Origin of the sequence: Leptospira congkakensis (genome assembly GCF_004770265.1) — a bacterium.
Taxonomy (GTDB): Bacteria; Spirochaetota; Leptospiria; order Leptospirales; family Leptospiraceae; genus Leptospira_A; species Leptospira_A congkakensis.
Map to the genome: position 1 here is coordinate 121,560 of NZ_RQGQ01000011.1, position 21,864 is coordinate 143,423.

The 21,864-nt window shown below is 37.6% G+C and carries 17 protein-coding genes; 2 read left to right on the top strand and 15 right to left on the bottom strand.

Annotation, left to right across the window (positions count from 1 at the left end; all coding sequences use genetic code 11):
* The first annotated feature begins 8 nt into the window (after positions 1–8).
* A complete protein-coding gene (gene msrA, locus EHQ70_RS07860; RefSeq protein ID WP_425270022.1) occupies positions 9–695 on the top strand; it encodes a peptide-methionine (S)-S-oxide reductase MsrA in 687 nt (228 codons plus the stop codon).
* A 19-nt stretch (positions 696–714) separates the two neighbouring features.
* Here msrA and EHQ70_RS07865 read toward each other — a convergent pair whose 3' ends face one another.
* Positions 715–2,235: an HDOD domain-containing protein gene (locus tag EHQ70_RS07865; protein ID WP_135585179.1), complete on the bottom strand. Its 1,521-nt coding sequence runs from the start codon at positions 2,233–2,235 to the stop codon at positions 715–717.
* Positions 2,236–2,432: 197 nt separating this feature from the next.
* On the bottom strand, positions 2,433–3,059 hold the full coding sequence (locus EHQ70_RS07870) for a trimeric intracellular cation channel family protein (protein ID WP_135585181.1): 627 nt from the start codon (positions 3,057–3,059) through the stop codon (positions 2,433–2,435).
* 82 nt (positions 3,060–3,141) lie between these two features.
* On the opposite strand from EHQ70_RS07870, the gene EHQ70_RS07875 reads away from it, so the two are divergent.
* Positions 3,142–6,249 carry a hypothetical protein gene (locus tag EHQ70_RS07875; RefSeq protein ID WP_244288258.1) on the top strand — a complete coding sequence of 1,036 codons (3,108 nt, stop codon included), beginning with the start codon at positions 3,142–3,144 and terminating at the stop codon, positions 6,247–6,249.
* 52 nt (positions 6,250–6,301) lie between these two features.
* Here EHQ70_RS07875 and EHQ70_RS07880 read toward each other — a convergent pair whose 3' ends face one another.
* From EHQ70_RS07880 to EHQ70_RS07940, 13 genes are all read right to left on the bottom strand, one after another.
* Entirely contained in the window at positions 6,302–7,342 is a 1,041-nt protein-coding gene (locus tag EHQ70_RS07880; protein WP_135585183.1) for an SMP-30/gluconolactonase/LRE family protein, read from the bottom strand.
* Entirely contained in the window at positions 7,339–8,217 is an 879-nt protein-coding gene (locus EHQ70_RS07885; RefSeq protein ID WP_135585185.1) for an acetyltransferase, read from the bottom strand. The genes EHQ70_RS07880 and EHQ70_RS07885 overlap by 4 nt, the downstream gene beginning before the upstream one ends.
* A gap of 13 nt (positions 8,218–8,230) precedes the next feature.
* The gene (locus tag EHQ70_RS07890; RefSeq protein ID WP_135585187.1) at positions 8,231–9,463 is read right to left on the bottom strand and encodes a PP2C family protein-serine/threonine phosphatase; all 1,233 of its coding nucleotides are present in this window, start codon (positions 9,461–9,463) and stop codon (positions 8,231–8,233) included.
* A gap of 14 nt (positions 9,464–9,477) precedes the next feature.
* The gene (locus EHQ70_RS07895) at positions 9,478–9,843 is read right to left on the bottom strand and encodes a cupin domain-containing protein (protein ID WP_135585189.1); all 366 of its coding nucleotides are present in this window, start codon (positions 9,841–9,843) and stop codon (positions 9,478–9,480) included.
* A gap of 2 nt (positions 9,844–9,845) precedes the next feature.
* Positions 9,846–10,703, bottom strand: a complete 858-nt coding sequence (locus EHQ70_RS07900) for an SDR family oxidoreductase (protein ID WP_135585191.1) — start codon at positions 10,701–10,703, stop codon at positions 9,846–9,848.
* A complete protein-coding gene (locus tag EHQ70_RS07905) occupies positions 10,700–12,481 on the bottom strand; it encodes a sensor histidine kinase (RefSeq protein ID WP_135585193.1) in 1,782 nt (593 codons plus the stop codon). Before EHQ70_RS07905 ends, EHQ70_RS07900 begins: the two co-directional genes overlap by 4 nt.
* A 1-nt stretch (position 12,482) precedes the next feature.
* The gene (locus EHQ70_RS07910; protein ID WP_002974586.1) at positions 12,483–12,851 is read right to left on the bottom strand and encodes a bactofilin family protein; all 369 of its coding nucleotides are present in this window, start codon (positions 12,849–12,851) and stop codon (positions 12,483–12,485) included.
* 5 nt (positions 12,852–12,856) lie between these two features.
* Positions 12,857–13,078, bottom strand: a complete 222-nt coding sequence (locus EHQ70_RS07915) for a hypothetical protein (protein WP_208725844.1) — start codon at positions 13,076–13,078, stop codon at positions 12,857–12,859.
* A complete protein-coding gene (gene acpS / locus EHQ70_RS07920; protein ID WP_135585196.1) occupies positions 13,078–13,461 on the bottom strand; it encodes a holo-ACP synthase in 384 nt (127 codons plus the stop codon). The genes EHQ70_RS07915 and acpS overlap by 1 nt, the downstream gene beginning before the upstream one ends.
* Positions 13,462–13,469: 8 nt before the next feature.
* On the bottom strand, positions 13,470–19,184 hold the full coding sequence (locus EHQ70_RS07925) for an AAA family ATPase (RefSeq protein ID WP_135585198.1): 5,715 nt from the start codon (positions 19,182–19,184) through the stop codon (positions 13,470–13,472).
* A gap of 9 nt (positions 19,185–19,193) precedes the next feature.
* Entirely contained in the window at positions 19,194–19,958 is a 765-nt protein-coding gene (locus EHQ70_RS07930) for an SDR family NAD(P)-dependent oxidoreductase (RefSeq protein ID WP_135585199.1), read from the bottom strand.
* Positions 19,955–21,214: an AfsA-related hotdog domain-containing protein gene (locus EHQ70_RS07935; RefSeq protein ID WP_135585201.1), complete on the bottom strand. Its 1,260-nt coding sequence runs from the start codon at positions 21,212–21,214 to the stop codon at positions 19,955–19,957. Before EHQ70_RS07935 ends, EHQ70_RS07930 begins: the two co-directional genes overlap by 4 nt.
* A gap of 102 nt (positions 21,215–21,316) precedes the next feature.
* Positions 21,317–21,748, bottom strand: a complete 432-nt coding sequence (locus tag EHQ70_RS07940) for a universal stress protein (RefSeq protein ID WP_135585203.1) — start codon at positions 21,746–21,748, stop codon at positions 21,317–21,319.
* Between the last annotated feature and the right edge of the window lie 116 nt (positions 21,749–21,864).

The following is a 21,864-nucleotide window of genomic DNA, read 5'->3' on the forward strand; positions in this document are numbered from 1 at the left end:
CCAATCTAATGGATATGGCTCTAAATAATAAATTTACCATTCCTAAATTTTTATCCTTGGCAGTTTTATTTTTCCTCTCGATTTTTTTCTCCTTCCAATGCCATTTGTTTAACAAAGACACAACCGTTCAAAAAGTTCTCATCCAACCAAAAGTGGGTCAAAAAATTGCCGCCTTTGCCGAAGGTTGTTTTTGGTGTTCGGAACATATCTTTGAATCGGTTCCTGGAGTGATCGATGTAATTTCTGGATACGCAGGAGGGCATACGGAAAATCCCACTTATGATTTGGTAAACACGGAAACTACAGGCCATGCTGAAACAGTTTTAGTATATTACGACCCATCTAAGATAGATTATGCGGAACTTTGTAGGATTTTTTTTCTTTCCCATGACCCAACTACTCTCAACAGGCAAGGACCAGATGAAGGATCTTCTTACCGATCTATTTTATTTTATGGAACCGAAGAAGAACTAGAAATTGCCAAAAAAATCCAAGAAGAAATCAAAGAAAAACAAATTTGGAAAAACTCGATTGTTACAGAATACCAAAAATTAAAAGAATTTTATAAAGCAGAAGGATACCACCAAAACTTCATTCAAAACAATCCCAACCAATCTTATGTTCGAGCCGTTTCCATTCCGAGATATAACGAATTTCAATCTCGCTATGAACTCTATAAAAAAACAGGAAAGTAATTAGATTTAAGTAATCTTATTAATAAGATAAAAATTGTTCTCTCATTTTTGTTCGAATTGAATCAAATTCGGACTTACTTTGGAATTTACATTTTTTTAGTATTTCTTCTGGAATCTCGGATGATTTTGCTTCTTTGGCATTAATGGAAATCATCATATCACTCAGATAAATTGGGAAAACAATATCAGAATATACATCGTCAACAAGAAGTGGCCTATGATGAAATTCCATTGCTTTCGTATAAAGAATTGGGAAATTCCATTTTTCTCCAACCATAGAACCTAACTTTGAATGTGTGATACCAATAGCCGACTCTTCCATACTGATCGTAGAGGCAATTTCTCTAGAATTGGAATAAGTTTTGATTTGTGACATATGTTGTTTGTCAAAAGATAATAGTAAAATTTCACCAATATCATGTAAAAGAGACGCAGCAATCAGATTACTAAGATCCGATTTGTTCATTCCCATTTTTTGGCCTATGGCTTTACAATAAAAAGCGGACTCATTTGATTTTTCCCATATCGCCGTAAACGCGGGGAACTTATCTTCCAACATTTGTTTGGTTCCCAAACTATATAATAAAGTTTGTAATTCCTTCAAACCGATGAGTTGGATGGCACGATCTAAACTTTCTACCCTACCCCCTCTCCTAAACGCAGCGGAATTAGACAATTTGAGAATATTGGCAGACAATGCAATATCCTTTTTGATCATCTCTGCAATGGTTCCGATACTGGAGTTTGGTTTATCGATGGCATCTTGAATGTCTTTGATGGCCTTAGGAAATGTTGGCAAATTATCAATTTGGGAAACGATAGAATCTATTTTTTCTAACTGTAAGTTTTCTTTAGAAACTTTAGAAGGAATATCTATCATAAAAACAGTTTTGTTTTCGCCCGATTCAAATTTAAAAGCAGAATCCCCCAATCCATCGTTACGTAACATCATGAGTGTCATAATCAAGCCAAGGCCTGCACCTTCTTGTTCACTCGACATATCCATAAATGCATCGGCTAAATCGTTATAAGTTTTTGCTTTATCAATTCTTTCTTTGATTCTGGCAGATTCTGCAGTTGTAAGTTGCACATTATTCATGATTCGAATGCGCATTAAACTTTTATTGTGAATGAAGGAAACAAAAACCCCAAAATTATTTTTTTGAAGTGATTCTTCAATCATATCTCTATTTTCTAAATATGTTCTTTTGAATTCTGCAATCTCTGCAGCGTATTCAACTTCATTTTCAATATTACTAGCTCGGTTTTTAAAAAAAACTCGTTTGGCATTTGCTTTGATTGCATTGGTTACTGTTTCTTTCACAGCTGCAAGAACAGAATCCCTAACAATGATTAGATCAAGTTGCAATAAGAATCTATCTAGAATTTGGTATAGTGTATTTTCTACTTCATCCGTAATTTGAAAAAACTTAAAATGGAAGGGTGCATTTTCTAAAATAGGATGATTGATATCATCAATGTTAGAATGAAGACCTAAGTCTTGTTTGTATTCTAATGTGACTGCCTTTGGACTAGCCATAATACCTCAAGTGTCAAAGTTGTGTCAAAAGGGAATTCCCTTAGCCAACAGATAAGACAACACTTCTACACCATCCAAAGCGAATATTTTATTAAGCGCAAGCGATTAACAATAAATCGATGGAACAGAAGTTCTTTGTGACAAGTACGAAATTCTTTCTGTGTTAAATCCCTGATTTTGCTACGATTGTGTAATAATTAATCAAAGATTTTAATCTTAGGTAAACCTAAGTTGTATCGCACTGCCACTACACGAATTCCAACAACAACAGTTGCAGAGATAATTAGATTCGCATTATCATTTACATTCCAAACATTTAACAGAATATATAAGACAGATCCCACCAAACAAGCAGTAGCGTATATTTCTTTTCTAAAGATAAATGGCACTTCGTTCATTAAGGTATCTCGAATCACTCCACCAAAAATGGCAGAGATCATTCCGAGAAGCGCAGAAGCAAAATAATTCACTCCATGATCCAAAGCAATCCTTGTTCCAAGCACTGTGTAGATTCCAATGCCCAAGGTATCAAATAAAAACAATTCATCGCGAAGTTTGCTTAGTACTCTCGGTAAAAGTATGACGAGTAAAAATCCAACAAAGATGGCCCAAAGAATATTTTCATCACGCACCCAAGAAACTGGGTAATTGCCTAAGGTAATGTCTCTTAAGGTTCCTCCCCCAATGGCGGTGATGAAACCCGTGAAAAATACGCTAAATAAGTCATGGTGATGGTCTTTATGTTCCAGTGCCGCCAGAGCTCCAGACATCGTAAAAACCATGATACCAGAAAGCCCGATGTAATAATAAAAACTAAAATCCACGGTTTCTCCTCTAGTTTTTTAGATTAGACGGAAAGAAAATGACACATCCCGTCCCCTTCAGTTGTTGTATTAAATAGAGAGTATGATCAAGTCTGCAAAAATCTTTAGGAATGCCATCCTCATTCCCACCTTTCTATTCCAGGCTTGTATCCCTAGTTTGTCCAAAGGCATTTTACAATCCGTCAGTGATTTCCTCCAACTGCGCAGTTTAGTCAATTCAGCACCAACAGGCCCCTACTATCTATCTGTTACTGTTTCCGGCCTTCTTGGGTCAGGCCTTGTTTTGGATTTGAATTCTGGAACAGAAAGCATTGTTGTCAACGCCGATGGATCCTTTGATTTTAAAACTCCTCTTAGTACAGGAAACAACTTCAATGTAACGGTGAACACACAACCGACTCTCCCTGCGCAAACTTGTTCTGTCAGTGGCGGAATGGGTGTGGTCGCTTATGGAAATATCAACTCGATCATCGTGAATTGTGATCCTTTACGTTATACCGTTGGTGGCACCATCACCGGCCTTGATGGAATTACGGGTCTTGTTCTCACAAACTCTGTCGATGGATCCACACTGAACGTAGCGGTTGCATCGGGCTCTTTTGCTTTCACGCAAACCTATTTGGATGGAACCACTTATAATGTTTCGGTTACCACCCAACCAAACCATCCGGTTCAGAACTGTCTCACTACCAACGGGTCAGGAACCATCGCTGGTGCAAATATCACAGACATCATCATCGCTTGTAATTCAACTGCCTTTCCGATCGAAGTCACTGCTGTGGGGATCGCTTCTGGCACACTGAGTATTAGAAATAATAATTCGGAACTACTCACCATTTCAACCAATGGATTACATAGATTCCCCACGAATATCATAACAAACAATACATATAGTTTGCAAATTGTGGGAACTCCCGCGAACCATCAGTGTGTCCTTTCTGCTTCTGGTGGCACTGTTACGGGAACCATCTCCATCACTGCCAATTGTTTTAGTGTTCTCAGTTTTAATCCTTCCAATGGGGGAGTCCTACAACCAACGGAAAGTTTACGATTACAATTTTCGGATGAAGTGAATGCCGGCAGTTGTATAACCTCAACAGGAACATTAAACACAGTATTGAGTATACCAATTCAATTTTCAGTGACAACAACAACACTTACGAATGATACGCTCATTGTTTCCCCCGCTGTTACAGATTCCTGGGCCAGTGGACACAGAGTCTTAACTCTAAATTGTTTTAATGTCGGAGGAACACCACTTTCTTCTACGGTAAATATACTATACTTGGTCCCATCTGCCATTCGTTATGTTTCCGCTTCTGCTACTGCTTTTGATACCAATGATGGTTTCACTCCTACTACACCCAAAAGAAATATCCAAGCAGCTATCGATGACTTTCTAGGCTGTGCCTCTGGTGACTGTGCCGTACTCGTAGAAGCAGGGACTTATGATTCATCTGTGATTGGAGATCGAATCCAGATAGTTTCGGGAGTTTCTCTCTTTGGAAGTTACACAGCAGGTTCTGGTTTTTTAAGCCGAGATACAACTCTTGATACTTCCATAATATCGATGGTAACCACTCCCGCAAGTTGTGCCTCCGCAACAGCAACAAACCCCTGTTCATCGATCTATGCAAGCGGTGCCGTTACCGCTACCACCGTCGTTTCTGGTTTTGATATTCAGGCGGGATCAACGACTGCTCCTTATATGGCGGGCGTTTCTTTAAACGGAACCAATTTTCTCCGTTTCATTAATAACAAAATCCGAGGTGGTAGCGGCGATAATGGTACTTCGGGAATATTTGCTCTAAATAGCAATCCTTACTTAATCTTTAATACAATTCATGGTGGTGATTGTACGGTAAATGGCTGTTCCTCTGTGGGTCTTTATATGTCCTCAGCTGCCACTCTCACTCCCATCCTACTTTCTAATTCCATAGCTGGTGGTGGTGATGGTACGGTTATCAATGCAACGTCCAAAGGGATTCAATACAACGGAACTGCTGGGATCATTGTCTCAAACATCAGAGGAAATACATTTTCTGCAGCAAATATGAATGCAGACCCAGTACTCTCGACTAACTCAACCAGTGTAGGATTTGAAATTTCAACCGGAGCTAGTTCGTCAGGGGTTTTAGCCGGAAATATCATTCGGGGACTTAATTCCTACAGATCATCAGGAATTCGGATTAGCTTAGCAACCAGTGTCGAAATTGGTTCTGCCACCCAAGGGAACTTAATCCAAAGTGGAAACGGAGTTACAGAATCCTATGGACTTTATTTGAATAGCGGACATATTGTACGGAGAAATGTGATCGAAGTAGGAAATGTAATAAGTCCAGGATCCTTCTCCACGTCCGCTGGAATCTTTTTCTTCGGTGGAGGTACTACTGCCATCTTAGAGAACAATGCCATTTATGTTGGAGATGCAACCTCAACTACTGCTACTGCATGGGTGATGGGGATCAGGGGGAGTGGTTTGAATACTGCCTCGATCATCTCGGGAAACTATATTAGAGTAGGAAGGACCATTGGTAGTTCAACGTCTTCTACTGTTTCGGGAATCAGTCTTACTTCTCTAGGTGCTATGTTGATTTCTGATAACTGGATTCAAAATGGCAGAAGTTCCCACTTAGCAAGAGGAATCGAACTTTCAAATGTTACGACTCCTTTAAGGATTTATCACAATACAGTCAATAGTGGAATTAGTGATACGTCTATTGAGACTCCATTATACCTAGCGAGCGGAGTAACTTCACTTGACATACAAAACAATATCTTTCTATTAAACAATGATTCTGCACCGAATGCATGTATTTTAAACGCTGGCCTTGGATTACAATCTGCTATTAGATACAATGTTTTCCATAATTGTAATAATTTAGTGATTCAAAATGCATTAAACTATAATTTACTTTGTGCAGGTGGGATTCCGGGTGCGTTAGCCTGTGTCCCTCTTGGTACTGCCGCAAATTTTGGGGATAACTTAAAACTCAACCCTAACCTTGTATCAGAGTTTGGTGTGATTGCTAACTACACTCCTACACCTGCAACTTCTTGTTTGATCACCCAATCGACAAATAATATTGCAGGTCATACAGGTAGCTACTCAGGTCCAGGTACAAGACCAGGAGCGAATGGATTTTCGAGTCTTGGTGCTGTAGAATACGAACAAGCTTGTGCACCTTAGTTAAAAGACAATGGATTTTGGTTAAGGTGCGAAAGAATAAAACTTTTCTTATTTAAGGTAGTATGTAAATTCCTACACGATCATTGTACAAACTTCCAATGTACAATTGTCTTTTCTTTTCCAAAACACTCGTGACTTCTTTTAAATGTTCTCCACCAGGATCTTGTAAAGTCATAAGAACCTTTCCATTACCATCTATTTTAAGTGCGTAACCATAAGGTTCAGCCTTAGGCCAAAGGAATTTGGGTAAAAAGGAAATCATTCGTTTGACTACGGGAGAAGGATGCATATTGTCCATCCTGTCATTTCTCACTGTAAAAAGTGCAACCCAAAACTCTCCACTTTCATTACGAGTGATATTGTCCGGAAACCCAGGAAGATTTTCAATCACTGTTTCTTTTTGGCCCTTCTTAGAACCTTTTAACCAAAGTTTTGTGATCTTATATCGATACGTTTCATTGACAAGTAGATAATCCTCATTTTTGGACAATGCAATTCCATTAGCAAAATACAAATCGTCCGCAAGAAGTTCTGTTACTTTGGTTTTTGGATCGTATACAAAAACTCTTCCATAAGGTCTTGCTTCTAAAAGATCATAAAGATATTCTTTTTGTTCATATATGGATGCATCAGAAAAATAAATTTTTCCATCCTGAGAAATATCTAAATCATCTGTAAATTTAAATGGACGACCCTTATATTCCGAAACAAGAACTGTAATTTTTCCTAATTTATCTAAAGACAACAATCCACGATAAGCATCGGCGATGATAAGATTGCCTTGTTTGTCAAATTGAATTCCCAAAGGCCGGCCTGAAGTGTTGGCGATGGCTTTGATTTCCCCTTTGAGAGTGATACGAATGATACGCCCATCCTTATCCCCACCGTAAATATTTCCATCGGCATCTACATCCAATGACTCCAATCCTTTTACCTTTCCAATAGCAAGTAAAATGGATTTTTGTAATTCGGTATTGGGTGCATATATCCCAACTGACTCCGGTTTGATGGGTGGTTCATAAGAAACTGGATCAAATGTTCGACAGGAAAAAAACAAAGAAAAAACAGAAATATAAATTAAGAAGTGTTTCATTTTGGTTGTTTCTCCTTTTCGATCAAAACATCTTTTAAAGCCCATCGTTCATCCACCCATCGTTTCATTTTTTTAGACATAGGTGCAAACTGTTCGTTTTCCTCAACTGGCACCAACGATGCAGGAATGACATCCACAAAAACTTTTAGTTTGCGAATTTTACCTTGCATCAACTCCAAAAAACTCGGGTTTTCCGTAGGATAAACTATCGTTAAATCGATAAAAGCATCAAGCGAATTCTTTAGCGTTGTGGACACAACGGAGATCCCACCACTATGAGGCCGGAGCAAATGTTTGTAAGGATTCTTTTTTAGTAATTTTTGAACCCGCTCTGGGGTCCTACGGTGGCCTTCAAGAAAATTCAAAATGGAAAAAGGCATCCCGGCAAATTTTGCACAAACGTTTTTTACATTTTCTAAATCTTTGGTAGCAAGTTCTGGATTTTTTTTCAACTGTTCTTTCGTACTTCTTTTTACAAAAGGGAAGTCAAGGGCAAGCCAAGCATGTCCAAGGATAGGAACATATTTTAATGAATCTTTGATAAAAAAACGAATGAGTGGAATTTTACGATTTAAAACCGACTGAATGATATAAATATCAGACCAAGATTGGTGGTTACAAATGATCATATAACGACCGTCTTGTTTTAAATCTTTATAAGCATCTCCAATCACTTCAAACTGGACACCATATAACATTCTGGAAATTCGGTAGTTATTTTCGATCCAGGCCTCTCCCACTTTCAATAGAAGTCTGTCGCCAAATCTTCTCGCCGAACCAGTTGTTACCAACTTCCAAATATAAAGAGGGTACATCGTTGGTATGATCGACAATAAATTCAAAAGAAATAAAATATAAGCAATGATTAAACCCAAAACAAACTCCTAATTAATACGTTGTACCGATTCCAAGAATCGTAACATCGTCCATCATCGAGGCTTTCCCTCGAAAAGAATGAAAATCATCCATAAGCAAATTGATAGTATCGGCTAGATTCAAATCCAAACTCTTTGCTGATGCAAAACTGGAAAGTAATTTGGTTTCTCCGAGGAGAATTCCTTCCTCATTTTCTTGTTCCAAATACCCATCCGAAATCATAAACAAACGATCTCCTAATCCAAAAGCCATCGAATGGTTGGAATATTCGACATCTTTTTCCAACCCCAACATCACTCCCGACTCTGTAAGAGGAATGATTTTGTCTTTTGTTACCACATATGGTTCATTATGACCTGCTGATGAATAAGTCAATTGGCTTTCTTCCATATTCAAATCAACGATGACGGCGGTGAATTGGTTGGATTTTTTACCGTACCGATCCATAAAAATTTGATTCAATGCATAGAGAACATCAGCAGGGTTTGGGGTGTTGTGTTTGATATGATCATATTCTGCTTTGATGGCCATAGTGATGAGTGCAGCCTGCACACCATGACCAATGGCATCGGCCAAAAACAATCTGATTTTGTTTTTTTCCAATCGAATCACATCAAATATATCCCCACCTACTTCCGCCATAGGTTCAAATCGTGATCCGAAATCTAAATGAGCTACGTACCTAAGACCTAGAGGCAAAATATTTCTCTGAATGGTTTTCGCAGTTTCTAAATCTTCTTGGATGATTTTCAAAGATTGTGTTAACTTCGCTGTTCTTTCTTTTACCATCTCTTCTAAAGTTTCGTTTTGAAGGCGAAGTTCTTTGTTCTTTTGGATGAGAACTTGGTTTTCTCTTTGTTCTGCGTTCCGAATTCTAGCAGTTAACAATTTCAAAAGTGTTAAGGTCATATCTGGACTCGTTTGAATCAAACGGTGAAAATCTTCCCTTGTGAGTTCATAAAGAACAGAATCTTCTTTTGCAGAGATATTTACGGTGCGAGGAGCGGAATCAATCAGTGCAATTTCTCCGAAATAATCGCCAGATACTAAGTCACCAATAACAAGTATTTCTTCTTTACTTTCATCCAAATACTTCCAAACTTCGACTGTTCCCGATTCGATAAAATAAAAAGAATCACCTAACGAATATTGTTGGATGATTAGGGAACCTTTTCCAAAAAGAACGCGTTTCATTTCTTTTTTTAAGAAACTTAAATCCGCAGTTGGTTTCTCCTCGGCTCCCATTACTCAAATCACCTTTAGAATTCTTCTTCCCGATTGACCAAGTCAATGGCAAAAGCAGGTCTACAAACAGACCAGTATTCGGCTTCATCCGGAAACGGATTAGAATACCGAACTCTAGTCCCCTTTTCTATTAAAATGGATTCACCGGCAGAAAGAATTACAATTTTATCACCCACTTCGATTTGTTTTTTGCCGCGAACCATAAGAGTCCACTCATCAAAGTTAGGTGTTTGAAAGGGTTCACCCCAACCACTAGGTGCTATCATATGAGCAATCGAAACATCAGAATTTCCCGTAGAGGGAATTCCGAAATGTTCGGAAATTGTTTTTCCACCAGGAACGGGAATTTGGATTGGATTTGTTTGGTGTTTAAAACCCATACCTAAAATCCAGGGAATTTAAAACTAAACTTATGTTTCAAAAGATCTTCTGTAAAAGACCATAAATTCCTTCTGGCGGTTATGTCATAAGATGGGTCGGAACTTTTCTGGATTTTATTTTTTACAAAATACTTACCCGATACAGAAGCTACGGACGGATCTGTAGATAAGAAAATAGAAGTATCGGCGCCTTTCTCTTCTGAGATCGCAAAAATATTTTGAGCAAAAGTCAAAAGAATCTTCGCCAAACCATCGTTATTTTGACCAAACTTGGTTTTTACAAACCCTGGGTGGAGGCAATTAACTGTAATTTTAGTTTGGTTTAGTCTCTCCGCTAGTTCATACGTAAAATAAATATTCATGAGTTTTGATCTTTGGTATTGTTTCCAACCGGAATATTCTTTTTCACCCAATAAATCGCTAAAATTTAGAGATACACCCATATGGGCCCGTGATGCCACATTAACAATTCTAGCCTCTCCAGCTTTTTTTAAAGAAGGGAGTAAACCAAGTGCCATGATAAAATAATTCAAATGGTTTAAAGCAAATGTAGATTCAATTCCTTCTTTGGTTAGAGTATGTTTATCAAAATAGGCACCGGCATTATTGAGTAAAACATCAATTTTGGGATGGTTCTTACGAATTGTTTCTGTTAATAAAAAAGTTTCTTTTGCAGAAGACAAGTCAGCCACATAAGAATGAACAACCGCTCCAGTGACTTGTAATGAATAAACAAGAGCTGCTAATTTATCTGCATTACGACCAACCAATATTAATTCATCTTGATTTTTCGCAAAGGAATGTGTACATACCCTTCCAATTCCATCAGTGGCACCCGTAACTAAAATTGTTTTTTTCATGAAATGATCTCCTCTTTCATCTTTTTGGGAATGGTAAAAACAAATCTCGAACCGGAAACTCCATCACTATCAGCAAATAAAATTCCTCCATTCACCGTCACAAATTCATTACAAAGCAAAAGACCAATTCCATTCCCTGTTTCCCCTTGGGTACCAGTTGATTTAATCACTTCTCCTACTTTAAAAAGTTTGTCAAGAATGGCCTTCGACATTCCCACTCCGGCATCGATCACTGAAACTTGCCAATCTCCATTTACATCAACAGCTTGGATCAAAATTTTTCCATCGTTATGACTGAACTTCAATGCATTTGAAACCAAGTTTCTAATCACAGTGATGATCATTCGGTCATCGCAAAATACCATTGCATGAGAAGGAATATTTACTTCTAAACTAATACCTTTATTAGAAGCACTTAGAACAAAAAGTTCCAAACATTCTCTGACAATATTATCCAACCGATAATAATGAGGACGAAATTGTTCTTCCCCTCTTTGTAGTTTAGACCATTCGAGAAGATTTTCTAATAGAGAAAAAACAGATTCGGTAGCATCCACGAGGGATTGTGTCATTCCCGCCAACGCATCTTCTTTTTTTTTCATGTCCTCATTCAAAACTTTGAGTAACATTTTGATTCCCGCAAGAGGACCACGTAAGTCATGAGAAATGATCGATAAAAACCGATCTTTGGTTCCATTGGCAACCATAAGTTCGCGGTTCACATTCGACATTTGTTTTTCTAGATTTCGTTGTTCCGTGATATCTCTAAAAACAAGAACCATTCCAATTTTTTTACGATTTGCGTCTCTGATCTGTTTGGCGGTGACTTCCCAATACTTCTGATCCTTTTCCCAAATCCATTTTGTGATGGTTCGTTTCTCAGATAAATTATCAAGTTTAGAAATGATCCCGGGAGCCGAAGCAAAGAAGTATTTATGAGAAAGTAAACTAGAATTTTTAGAAGCGATATGGAACAAATGTTCCGCCGCCATATTCCAATCCACAATCCGATTGTTAAAATCGAGAATCACTACAGCTTCGTCTAACTCATCTACAATTTCCCCTCTTACCAAAGGAACAAGATCGAACATTCGATAGTATCCAATGGCAAAAAAGATCAATATCACTTGCATGGTGCTCATCACCGAAGTGATATTCAGTCCAGGCAAAGGTCTGAAACCTGATTTATGTAAAATGGCGGTGACCCAAATGAATAAATAGGAAAAAAGAATGAGCATGTATCTTCGGCGTTCTGTTGCCTTCGATACAAAGATACCTTTGACTAATAAGTAAGCTACAAACGCAGACCAAAAAAACGAAAAGAAATAAGAAACAATAAATCCACCAATATTGGTTTCTTGAACCCACTGGATCCTTCCATTGATATTTACAAGATAAGTATCAAGCGTTAATGTTTTAAAGATAGGATCTAAAGCGCAAACAGCCAATGTCAAAAGTGGTTGGATTGTCAAAAGTACCCAAAACTTTTTTGTTAACAAATGTTTGTTTTGTGTAAACTCTAACGAAACAAGAACCATTCCCAAGTTAGCCAGGGCAACTCCAATATACAACAACGAGATAAAAAATCTATGGAGATCGGGACTGATAAATACAAAATCAATACCATAGAATCCGGTCCACATCATAGATCCGAAAACTAGAATGAGTAGGTATTTAACAAGATCTAGGCGGAATGATTTTAAAACGAATAGCCCCAATACAAGATTGAAGCTGAATGCTAGAAATAAAAGTAGGCTATAAGGATGGAATTGCCACAAACTAAGTTTCTTCGCTGCTTAGCATTTCACAATTTCCGTCAAAAACAACACCATCGGCTATTTGTAGTTTTGCGGTACGAATGTTACCTTGTACTTTTCCAGTAGATAACATTTCTAATCTTTGGGTAGCCGTTACATTTCCAATGATAGTTCCTCCAACAACAACAGTTCCCGCTTTGATATTTGCTTTGACTCTTGCACCTTCGCTAATTACCAGATAACCATCAGAGATGATTTCTCCTGTAAAGTCTCCGGAAATTTGTAAAGGTTTTTTGAACGCTAACGTTCCGCTAAATGCTGTTTCTTTTCCGAGGATTGTGGCAATAACTCCGTGTTCGGTGATGGTTGTTTGCATTTCTTTTTTTGACATAGTTCCTATTTAGTTTTCATGTTATATACCCCATCCCAATCTTCCGGTGGGGGGTCTGCGATGTAATCATCACATCGTTCAATATATAGTTTCGTCGGGCCATCTTCAGGGTGAATCGCGAGTCCCTTTTTGAATTCTTCTTTTGCTTCTGCGAACTTTCGCGACTTATACAAAGAAAGGGCATGGTTGTAATGAACCAGAACTGCCTTCATTTTATCACTAACGATCATCTGGACTCCTTATAAAAAATGACAACTGCTGTTGCGTAATGGTCAGCATGGCTGATGGATACGGAACTGGTAGTAAATCCTTTCTCTCGGAAAAACTTCTCAGTTTTCCCATGGATGACTAGCGTTTTTTTACCAAAATTTGTCCCTGCGAGTTCAATCTCGCGCATATCCGCCACCTCCCCCGGATTTAGGTTTAGGGCCTTAATGACAGCCTCCTTACAAGCGAATCGGCCGGCAAGGAAGGGGACAGGGTCTTTGTGTTTGTGGCAGTATTCTACTTCTTCTTCGGTAAAAACTCGCTTCAAAAACCGATCCCCGTGTTTTTCTAGGAGTTCACGAATTCTTTGGTTTTCGACGATGTCGTTCCCGACGGATAACATAAGATGATTTATTTTCGCCGAAGTTCTAAGAGTCGAGCAAATAAAATATTGTTTTCTTTGTGGTAGGGACGTCGGAGTTGCACTCTTTCTGAATAGTCAAAAGCTGCAGAAAAATCACCATTTCTAAACAAGGCTTCCGCAATATAAAATAATGTTAGGCTGTCTGATGGATTTTTTTGGACATAACCTACGGCAAATTCCAAAGGGAACGCAGACATTCTATGTTCGGTATAAAGATATATTTTTTGAACCGAAAGAGGAGCCTCATGGATCGATTCAAAATTGCTGGATATGATCCGTTCTACATCAGTCCATTTTTTTTGTTTGTATAAAGTGAGGGCTCGAAGGTATACAAAATGTTTTGGATGGTTTGTCGGAACATGGATGGGAGATCCCTCTCCCGTGTATTCCACTCGAATGAGAGACAAGTCATCAATCAATTCCCCATGACTTTTAATGGCATCTCGAATTGATTCTAAATCTCCTTGGCCTTCCAAAGTTGTTTTTAAAAATAATTCATCATCCTCATTGACTTCCATTTCAACTTCAGATCCAATTAAAATATCATCGCGACCATCAGAACCAATGAGTAATTTATCGCCCTTTTCCAATTGGAAGGTATTGATTTGAAGAGCCTTTTTGGATGCAAGTAATCCTAACTTCGCACAAACATAGTTATGTGGCAGAAAGAAAGTACGGCGGTTACGATAAATCACAGGTCTTGGATGTTCTGCATTTAAAAAATAAAAGAATCCCGTTTCATCATCAATCAAACAAAGGAACATGGAAATTAACATGGAACCGTCAAAAGTAACAAGCGTACTATGTAGTTCTAAATAAGCATTACTCACCCATTTTTCAGGAGTGATATCTCGCACTTCATCAGACTGACCATTCCTTTTGATGATGGCTTCAAATACTGATCCAATCACAAGTGCACCACTCGCACCTTGCATCGATTTACCCATGGCATCACCATTCAAAACAACAATGTATTTTTTGTTTTGTAATTGAATGGAAGAAGATACACATAAGTCTCCTCCAATTTCAGAACTCCATTGTTTATAAGAAAACTTTTTCTTTTGTTCCGTAAGGAACTGGATTTTCATATTGGAAGAACTAGCTAGGTTTTGCGTTAATGGTTCAATGAGCAAAGATGCTAAAAAATAATCCCCGTCTTGTTGTTCCTTTAGCCCCTTAACTTCCGTTAGAGCAGAGTTCAATTCTTTAGTTCTTTCATCAACTTTCTGTTCCAAATTGGTATAAAGAAGAGAGTTTTCAATGGAAACGGCAATTTGCGAAGATAAAATTTTAAGTATTTCCACTCGGCCAGGTGTAAAAGCATCGGTGGTTAAATTATTTTCTAAATAAACAATCCCAACCACTGTTCCATGACTTAAAATCGGATAACAAAGTAAAGATTTAGGAAGAGTTGATTTTACATAAGGATCATTCTTAAAATCACCTTCTCTAGCCGCATCACCACAAATCACAACAAGACCTGTCCTTACCACATAACCAATGATCTGTGAAGGAATTTTGTTTTGGTTTACATAAGCGACTGGTTCTAAAAAATCTATTGCAAAAGGAGAATCGGAATAAACAAAAACAGATTCTTTTTCCGCTTCTGATTCCGCCAAAACTTGCCAACCAGAATCAGATTTTAATATAAAATACCCTCTTTCAGCACCAGCATTTTCGATGAGAATTTTCATCATCTTTTCCAGAAGGCGATTGAGTTGGATTTCTCCAGAAATAGTCTGCGAAGCTTTGATAACCGTATTGATATCTAAAGAAGAACCCACGTCGCCAAATATATCTTTGGTTGTGCTAAACAAGGAAAGACTATCTGTAGAATCTGTTCTGAAATTCCTTCCAATGTATTTCTTTAAGGCAATATGATTGGCTTCTAATTGTTTTACCTTAGACAAAAACCCATATTTTCCATAACGATAATGTGCTTCCACCAAATGTAAGTTACTATATTGGTCAAATCCAGTTTCCTTCCACATCCGAACTAAAAATTCGTTCGCTATAGCTTCTTCTAAAATAAAACTAGATTCCCGTGCCGATGAAATGGCTGCTTTACAAGCAATGACGGCTTGTGTTTTTTCATTTGCAATATAAAGTAATAAAGCAGATATAATTTCGTATTTATGAGCAAAGTTTTCTGGTGAACTTTTTGCCCAAATTTTCATTCGTTTCTCAAACGCAAACAATCGTTTTTTAAGAGAAACTTTTGTAACTCCTGGTGGGTTTCTATCATCAACAATCAACGAAAAAGCAACAAGAGCACCGAAAAATACATGTTCGGGAACAAACATCATCCCGAACACTGCACCTTCCAAAGAATCTAATTTCAAAGAATATTCGTAAGCTTTTTCTTTATCACCAAGAAAGTATTCGATTCGTAATTTACATAAATTATAATCAAAAAGTGCGTTTGCATTTCCAGTGGTTAACCATTCGGAAACAGTTTCTGATTCAGAAAAATATCTACCTTCCAAATTCATCGGATCAGCAGACTCACCTCTCATATTTTCAACTAACTGGAGATTCAGACGATGCACTTGATAAGCATGATTTTGTCGTAAACTGAGTAGAGAAGCATCATAACGAAGTTGGCTTTTATACAAATCTTCTAAGTTTTCTCGAAATAACAAACCTTGGAAATGAATATTATTTAGAGAATAAGCAGAATATTGTAAATCTCCAGTTTCCATTCCGGCAAGAAAACTTTCCCAAAATATAGAACGACCATCTCTTGCATGATTTTTCCAAGGAGCAATCATACATGCGAACATAAACAAAGTTCGACATTTAAAAGTTCTGGCATCTAAGGTATCGAGCAACCGAACACCTAACTGACCGAATTTGAGACCATCTTCATAATTCCCTAATCCAGAACCTTGGATCATCCCCATAGCACAAAATCCAAAGGCACTGATTTCGCTTAAACCATACTTCAAAGTATGATTCACCAATTTCAGAACAATCACAGGAAATAAATTTGGCTCTGCGAGAAAAGATGGTGCAATACATGCATTGAGAAGCCGCATGATCGCGAGATACTTTGGATCATCAGAGACAGGTAAACTCTCTAAACTTTCGATGGACCTTCGACCCAACTTTAATTTGAACTTCAGGATTTCAGGAAGAGGAGATAATGGTGTGGCTTTTTTGGGCAACCTAACACCGACAAGTTTTAATGCTTGTTTGAGTGTCTCCAAAACTTCTTTCATTTTGTTTTGAGTCACAAGCATAGAAGACTGGAGCTCATAAACCAAAATTTTATCTAAGTCATTGCGAACAAAATTGAGTATATAATTAAAACTTTTTTCTGCTGCTTCAAAGTTTTTCGAAAGATAAGCAGACCTTGCATATGCTAGATGGAGTTTTAAAGTATTTTCATATTCAGAATTCCATTCAGCATCTGTCATAAGACCGGCCATTCGATCAAAGAAGGTAAAGGCAGCATCATAGGCAGATGAATTTAAGGCTTTAAATCCAGCTTTTTCATTTAAAATTCGTAACTCAGCTAGCTCTTCACTACCTTTGATTTGAGAAGCACCCAAATTCAGCTGGTTCACAATTGTAAATAAATGATCTTCTAATTTATATTTATATAAAATGGAAAGGTATGTTTTTCCTATTTTATAATGAAGTTTTGATTTTTCTTCTGGAGATATGATTTTATAGATTGCTTCCCGAATTTTATCGTGTGTGAAGTTTGCATCTTCCATCCCTAGTATGAGAAACTCTTCATTGGCAAGAGCCACCAAATCCATTGAAGCTTTATGGTAGGGCCTCTCTGCAATGGTTGCATAAATATCGTGACGAAACCAGTTGCCAATACAAGCGGTTAGTTTTAGTGCTTCGATGAGTTCAGCTGATTGGAGATTAATTTTATCAATAATCAAATCGATGACATTGTCAGAAATATTAACCGCATCGATTTTGTCTTTATCCCAAGACCAATGATCATCTTCAAAAAAGATGTATGATCTTTCATAAAGATTTTTGAACATTTCATTTACGTGAAAAGGATTTCCTTTTGTTTTTTTCCAAAGGACTTCAGCGATAGGTCGGATTTCTGATTCCGGAACCACTAAAGTTTCTGAAACAAGCATGGCTACATCCCTTTCGCGCAATGGTTCCAGTCGAATTTCTGTAACGGGAATTTGGTGTTCGTTTAGTTCTTCCAATAACCTAAAAAACGGATCGGTTGGGAATACTTCATTGTCCCGATAAGACAATATAATGAAAAAATGTGAAATTTCAGGATCAGTGAGTACTTCTTTCAACAGAAGAATACTCGAAGAATCCGCCCATTGCATATCATCCAAAAACAAAACGACAGGATGTTCTTTTGTACAAATTGTACGTAAGAACTTTCGAAAGACCATGTGGAATCGATTTTCCGTCTCTAAACTATCCAGTTCTGGCGGAGCCGGCTTATCACCTAACAACTGAGACAATTCGGGAACTACATCAATGATCAACTTTGCATTGGCACCAAGTGCATGGTTTAGGATCCGATTCCATTCTTTTACGGAAGATTCATTTTCAGAAAGTAACTGACGTACAAGTCCCTGCAGCGCCAAATAAATCGCGCGATAAGGAATGGATTTTTTATATAAATCAAATTTACCAGAAGTAAAGTAAGCCTTTTCTCTCGTAACCGGTTTTTGAATTTCATTGATGAGAGCAGACTTTCCAATTCCTGAACGACCAGAGATAAGAAAAATTTCAATTTTTCCTTCAGTAGCATCTAGAAATTTTTCCTCAAAGATACGGAGTTGGTTTTCTCTTCCAAATAATTTTTTTGGGATTTGAAACCTGGAAGATTTATCGTTTTTAGCAAGTTCCATCTGGAACTGGTGTAAGGATTCACGTCCATTTTCCAAAAGTACAGATTGGATTGCCGATAAATCGGAAAGTAAACCTGTTGCCGTTTGGTAGCGGTCTTCAGGATTTTTTTCCAAAAGTTTCATAATCAAATCAGAGATTATTTTGGGAGCTCCTGTTCTCTCTTGTGGAGAAAGTGGAGTTTTTGCCAAATGGGCATGTACCATTTCCAAACTATCTGTGTATAAAAACGGGAGATCTCCAGTGATTAACTGGTATAAGGTGACGCCAAAAGAATAAAAATCAGTTCTATAATCTACCGTTCGATTCATTCTTCCCGTTTGTTCGGGAGAAATATGAGCCAAAGTTCCAGTTAGGTTTTGGTTCATCGGAAGATAAAAATTTCTATGTGTTAGAAGAGTGGCCGAACCAAAATCGATAATCTTTAAAGCACCGGTATCAGGATTATAAATTATATTTTGTGCTTTGATATCATTGTGAACAATTTTTGCTTTATGGATATCAATGAGTGCTTTACAAACTTCTATAGCAATATTTAAAAAAGTAGCAATATTACTATACTTACCACTTAACTGTAGTTTTGCGAGATCTGTAAAACCAACATGAGGAAATACAATCGCAACTGTATTTTGATAAGTTTCTAAATCTAAAGGTCTTAATGCATAGGGAGAATCGATAGATCGTAAAATTTCGAATTCACTTTTAAACCGAGTGATCTCTTGGTTATCAGGATAGTCACGATTTAACAATTTGATCACAACAGGGACACCGGACGTAGATTCCCCAATATAAACGGAACTTCTTTTTCCTAAATGAAGTTCCTTGATCGCTTTATATTTACCTACAGTGAACACTAAAAATCCTTATCTCGCTGTTTTACCACCGTCTACCGGTATCACAGCTCCCGTAATGAATGCAGCTCCATCTGTAGACAACCAAACACAAGTTTTAGCAACTTCTTCTGGAGTCGCCATTCTACCCAAAGCGTAAGATTTCATCCTTTCCTTTTTTACTTCTTCAGGATTTGGGACATTTGCATAAAATACATCATCCATTTCAGTTTGGATGCCACCGGGGCATAGGGCAACCACACGAATCCCTGCGGATCCATATTCTAAGGCGGCAGATTTGGTGAGTCCGATGATTCCATGTTTTGTCATGGAATAAGGGCCGGCTTTTTCTTTTCCTCGAACTCCTAAGGCCGAAGATACATTGATGATCACACCACCCTTCCCTTGCGTTAAAAATTGTTTTAACTCAAACTGCATAGAAAGAAAGGTTCCTTTTAAATTTACGTCCATAACTGAATCAAAAATATCTAATGGATAATCAGCTGTGGCTTTCAAAACCCCAGAGATCCCGGCATTGTTGACCGCAACATCTATGGATCCATATTTAGAAACAATTGATTCAACAAAATTACGAACTGCTTCCGATTGTGTGACATCACAACGAACGAACATTCCTGTCCCACCTTGTTTTTCAAGGAGAGCCAAGGTTTCTTCACCTTCGTGTTTTCTTCTTCCGCAAAATCCAACCACATAACCAGCGTTTGCAAATTCAAGAACTATGGATCTCCCAAGACCTGAAGTTCCACCGGTCACTAATGCTACTTTTTTTCCACTCATTGGATTTCCCTTTCTTCAATCAAACGTCCATAACGATTGATTGCTTCCTTTATATTTGCTCGGTCTAGTTCTGAAATCGAATCAAAACGGAATCCCGCAAAAAAGGTGTCTTCATTATTATCGTCTTCTTTGACCCACAATAAAGTACAAGTACCGTGAACAAAACCGACAATATCAAAATGCATAAAAAATTCAAGTTGTTGGCTATTGGCCAATTCTCCTGGATGGATTCCGGAGCAACGCACCTTAAACCCTGAACTAGAGATATTTTCTATCGTAGAGACTATATTACGGCCATTTTCCCTAACCGAAATGTTATTTTTAAATTGATCCAAAATTCGAAAACGTGGATCAATTTCGTACACTTCTTCTTGTGTGCTCTTTAAGCGTTTGTATACTTTTAAAGGCAAAATACTGGCAGCCATTTCAATCCGAGTAATTTCTTGGTTTTCCTGATAGGCTGTGATTTCCAACTTCGAGTAGTTCCAATAACCCGATTTACTATATTTTAGTTCCTTTGCAATCACACGAAGTTTAATCGGCATATTCATTTTTGCATACTGAAAAAACTCTGAATTTAAATATAACAATAAGAAGGTGACACCTTCAAAGGGAACCTTTCCATACATATGGTTACAAGAAATTCCAAATTGTCTGGCGGCTTCGACTATTTGCATTCCAGAAATATGTTTTAGATTGGGTGGAGAAAAAAATTTATGACCAGGCGGAACGTAAAGATTTGCAAAAAAAGTATCTTTTTTGGGAATCTCTTCTATTGGCTCGAAGATTGCAGAGATTCTTGACTTCTCTACATTTCCAACATAATAATCTCTACGTTTGATGATTTGAAGGATTCGAATTTCGTCAGATTCTGTGACCTTCTCGTTTAATACATAACTCTGTAATTCAGAATCAAAATGATAGAATTTACTAATGAAATCCTTTTGGGCATCGTCAATTTCTGCTTCAGCTAAAATTCTTTCTGCTGATTCTTTACTAATACGAAAAGGAATTGTTTTGAGTTGGTAATAAGTCCCACTAGTATCTTGTCTTTTTGCATAGTATTGTAGCAGAAAGTCGATTTCTTCTTTGTTAAGCTTAGGGAAAACATGATCTTCCATGACAACAGCTGTAATCATTCGAGGAAGGGCTCTTCGAATATTCGAAACAAAACTGTCGTCTTGGAAGTATGTGCGCGTGTATCGTTTATCGAGAGGTAAAACTGCGGGGAATTCTTCTTTTTCAAAAACCTTCATATGGATCAACCGAAAATCTATTCTAGGGTTAGTCCGTAGATTCCGATGGGATAGAATTCAGCGCAACTAAATTAACAATGAATTGACAAATTTATGTCAGATTCACCTAACAATAGTTACTGAACATGGCGCGTAATGTACGACACGATCAGAGACACTTCCCATTATAAATCTTCCAAGAATTCCATGGCCACGACTTCCGATGACAATTAAATCTGCTTTTTCTTTTTCAGCAAGTTTGCATATTTCTTCAGCAGGATATCCTTCTAAAATCACTCGTTCCCATTTTACGGTTGTTTCATCCAGAATCGGATGTATTTTTTCAAATCGTTGCTCGGAGATCCACTTCACTCGATCTTTGCCTGCAGGAGCTGCATCGTAATATCCTGGTAATGGACCAAAATCCTCAATCACTTCCACGACATAACATTTTGCATGACTCGCTTTTGCGATTGCTAATCCAAATTCCAACGCTTTTGCCGAACTGGGAGAACCATCAATGGGGATGATCAGTTTTTGAATCAATTTTTCCATACAGAAAGTTTACCACCTTCTCAGGTTTCGGAAAGTGAAATTCCTTTGATAAATGTCAAAATTAACGTAAGAACCAAACAAATTTACGAGGTTTAGAATGATCAAAAAAAGTAAAA

Excerpts from the sequence above, each read along its gene's own strand:
- EHQ70_RS07910 (WP_002974586.1), bottom strand. The coding sequence starts at position 12,851 with ATGTCAAAAAAAGAAATGCAAACAACCATCACCGAACACGGAGTTATT.
- EHQ70_RS07940 (WP_135585203.1), bottom strand. The coding sequence starts at position 21,748 with ATGGAAAAATTGATTCAAAAACTGATCATCCCCATTGATGGTTCTCCC.
- EHQ70_RS07930 (WP_135585199.1), bottom strand. The coding sequence starts at position 19,958 with ATGAGTGGAAAAAAAGTAGCATTAGTGACCGGTGGAACTTCAGGTCTT.
- msrA (WP_425270022.1), top strand. The coding sequence starts at position 9 with ATGGATATGGCTCTAAATAATAAATTTACCATTCCTAAATTTTTATCC.
- EHQ70_RS07880 (WP_135585183.1), bottom strand. The coding sequence starts at position 7,342 with ATGAAACACTTCTTAATTTATATTTCTGTTTTTTCTTTGTTTTTTTCC.
- EHQ70_RS07890 (WP_135585187.1), bottom strand. The coding sequence starts at position 9,463 with ATGGGAGCCGAGGAGAAACCAACTGCGGATTTAAGTTTCTTAAAAAAA.
- EHQ70_RS07895 (WP_135585189.1), bottom strand. The coding sequence starts at position 9,843 with ATGGGTTTTAAACACCAAACAAATCCAATCCAAATTCCCGTTCCTGGT.
- EHQ70_RS07900 (WP_135585191.1), bottom strand. The coding sequence starts at position 10,703 with ATGAAAAAAACAATTTTAGTTACGGGTGCCACTGATGGAATTGGAAGG.
- EHQ70_RS07875 (WP_244288258.1), top strand. The coding sequence starts at position 3,142 with ATGATCAAGTCTGCAAAAATCTTTAGGAATGCCATCCTCATTCCCACC.
- EHQ70_RS07865 (WP_135585179.1), bottom strand. The coding sequence starts at position 2,235 with ATGGCTAGTCCAAAGGCAGTCACATTAGAATACAAACAAGACTTAGGT.
- EHQ70_RS07935 (WP_135585201.1), bottom strand. The coding sequence starts at position 21,214 with ATGAAGGTTTTTGAAAAAGAAGAATTCCCCGCAGTTTTACCTCTCGAT.
- acpS (WP_135585196.1), bottom strand. The coding sequence starts at position 13,461 with ATGTTATCCGTCGGGAACGACATCGTCGAAAACCAAAGAATTCGTGAA.